General features: G+C 67.3%; 4 protein-coding genes. 1 reads left to right on the top strand and 3 read right to left on the bottom strand.

What is annotated here, in order from left to right:
• Both KDH09_16315 and KDH09_16310 read right to left on the bottom strand, forming a co-directional pair.
• The coding region (locus KDH09_16315; protein MCB0221263.1) for a hypothetical protein at window positions 1–182 on the bottom strand (182 nt) is incomplete at its 3' end.
• Window positions 179–1096, bottom strand: coding sequence for an LD-carboxypeptidase (locus KDH09_16310; protein MCB0221262.1), 918 nt, complete (start codon window positions 1094–1096; stop codon window positions 179–181). The genes KDH09_16315 and KDH09_16310, both read right to left, overlap by 4 nt.
• Window positions 1097–1258: 162 nt before the next feature.
• Between KDH09_16310 and KDH09_16305 the strand changes: the two genes are divergently transcribed.
• Window positions 1259–1786, top strand: coding sequence for a PilZ domain-containing protein (locus KDH09_16305; GenBank protein MCB0221261.1), 528 nt, complete (start codon window positions 1259–1261; stop codon window positions 1784–1786).
• Window positions 1787–2048: 262 nt separating this feature from the next.
• Here the strand turns inward: KDH09_16305 and KDH09_16300 are convergent.
• Window positions 2049–2251: hypothetical protein (locus KDH09_16300; GenBank protein ID MCB0221260.1), on the bottom strand; the 203-nt coding region annotated here is incomplete at its 5' end.

Genomic DNA, 2251 nt, shown 5'->3' with positions numbered 1-2251 from the left:
GCCAGATCGTAGAGCGTCGCGGGCGTGACTTCCTCCCAGGGGCCGTCGATGTTTTCGTAGCCCGTGCGCCCGGCGCACCACTGCTGCCAGGGCGCATCGCCGTGCCGCACGGAGACTGCAGCACCGGGAAAGCGGTGCGATCCGATTTGCTCGAGCAGCAGCGCGCCGATCGCCTCGCTCATCGCACCACGTTCTCCAGAAGGGTGAGCGCGCCGCTTCGAGAATCGACCCGCACCCGCGCGCCAATGGGCATCGTCAGATTCGTCCCCACGTGTCCGACTTTCAGGCCGTAGAGCACCGGGGTTTTCTTCGGAAGCCGCTCGGCAAAGAGCGGGAGGATTTTCTTGGCGGCAAGGCGCTTGTTGCCGGGACCGGTAAAGGTGCCGAGCAGCAGCGCGCGGATCTTCGCAAAGTTGCTTGCCTGCACGAGCTGCGTCACCGCGCGGTCCAGGCAGTAAGGCGCTTCGTTGATGTCCTCGACAAAGAGAACCTTGCCCGCGAGGTCCACCTCGTAGGGCGTGCCCACCAGCGAGCTGAGCACGATGAGGTTTCCGCCGGCCAGTCGGCCCTCGGCCTTTCCCGCGTGGGCGGCCTTGAGCCCGCGTGCCAGTTCGCCGCCCTTGCCGATCTCACCGGTGACGATCTTCTTGAAGGAGCGCTTCGTCGCCGCGTCCCCGCTGTAGAGACCGGCGGCATTGGGCGCGTGGAAGCAGATCGTGCCCAGTTCCTGCGCGGTCCAGTTCAGCAGCGCGGTGATGTCGGAGTAGCCGGCGAGAATCTTGGGATCGGCCTTGCGAAGGCGGGCGGCCTTGAGGTGATCCAGAGTCCGGGCCGCCCCGAATCCCCCGCGCACCGCCCAGAGCATCGCGAGCTTTGGATCCTTCCACGCCCGCTCAAAAGTCGCCGCGCGCCTCGCGTCGGGCCCGGCCAGGTAGTCGGCGCTCTTTCCGAAGCTCGCGGGCAGCATCCGGCGCGCGCGCCAGCCGTCGGCGGCAATCCCGGCCTCGGCCTCGCGGACGCGTTCCATGGCATAGCGCCCGCTGGGCGCCACCAGGGCAATGACATCTTGGGCGCCAAGCGCCCGGGGCCTTCGCATCGACTGAACTCCCGCCCGGGGGACCGGCCTTGCCACATCAGGCAAACCGGGCCGTGGCTTTCCTTGCGTGATCCTTGCTAAGTTATAGCCATCATTGGGGAAAAGCGCACCTCCCACCCCGCAGGCGAAGACGCCCGGGTCGGCAGGGCCAGAGGCCGGTCATTGGCAACCGTTACCGAAAACGAACGGCGCTACGTGCGCGTGAGGTGCCAGAGCGCGGCCCGCTTCGAATACGAGGGCCGCGAGAACGAGGCCGTCGTGCGCGACATCAGCCTGTGCGGGCTCTACCTGATGACCGACCTGCCCGTTGAAGCGGGCAAGAAGATCCGCATCACCACCACCCTGCCCTCCGGCAGCGATCAGGAGATCCAGCTTCGCGGGCGCATCGTGCGCATCGTCGGCGCCCCGACGGGCCCCCGCTCGGCATCGCGAAACAGCGAGGAAGTGGGCTTCGGCGTCGACTTTGCCGCCATCCCGCTGAAAACCCGCACCATCATCGACAACTACGTGCGCGAGACCTTCCGCGCCTTCCGCCGCGCCCAGTTCGAGCTCTCCAAGGCCGACTGCGACGAGGCCCTCGTGCGCGAGATCCTCGAAGCCACCTACCTCGTCGACAAGGGCTATCCCCTGGAGACCCTCAAGGACATCGTGGCGGCCGAGCTCAAGACGTTCCGGTTACGGCCGGTCTGAGAATTCACGCCAGCATGAGAGACCGCGCCGAAGTAGCTCGTTCCACGCAATCTTGTTCCGGCGATCTCCCTCGCCGTGGGGGACGCTGCGCGCCTCCTTTGTTCATACAGAATCTCGCCGCCTGGCGGGGCTGCATTTCGGCCCATTCTTCGTAGGGGCGGGGTCGACCCGCCCCCGCATTGCGCGCCGGTTCGATGGAGGGCGGGTAAACCCCGCCCCTACACCGGCGTTGCGCGCGATGGGCCCGCGCCAGTTCTCGCATTCACCCCGGCGGCGCCCGTTCTCCCGCGTCGGGGACTTCTCCGGCTGTATTTTTTTCAACGACGACCCCCTTGCCCTCTTGCGCGACCGGCATGCCCGGCCAGCACTCGCAGGCCATGACGGGCGTGAACGCGGCGGCCGCTTCGACGCCGTGGGTTCTTGCGAGCAGGACGCGGTAGAGCCGCGAGGTCCACTTCAGGCGCG

This window comes from Chrysiogenia bacterium, from assembly GCA_020434085.1.
GTDB lineage: Bacteria > JAGRBM01 > JAGRBM01 > JAGRBM01 > JAGRBM01 > JAGRBM01.
Note: the sequence above shows the minus strand (reverse complement) of the source record. Positions and strands in the feature narration are given on the sequence as shown.

Excerpts from the sequence above, each read along its gene's own strand:
- KDH09_16310 (MCB0221262.1), bottom strand. The coding sequence starts at position 1,096 with ATGCGAAGGCCCCGGGCGCTTGGCGCCCAAGATGTCATTGCCCTGGTG.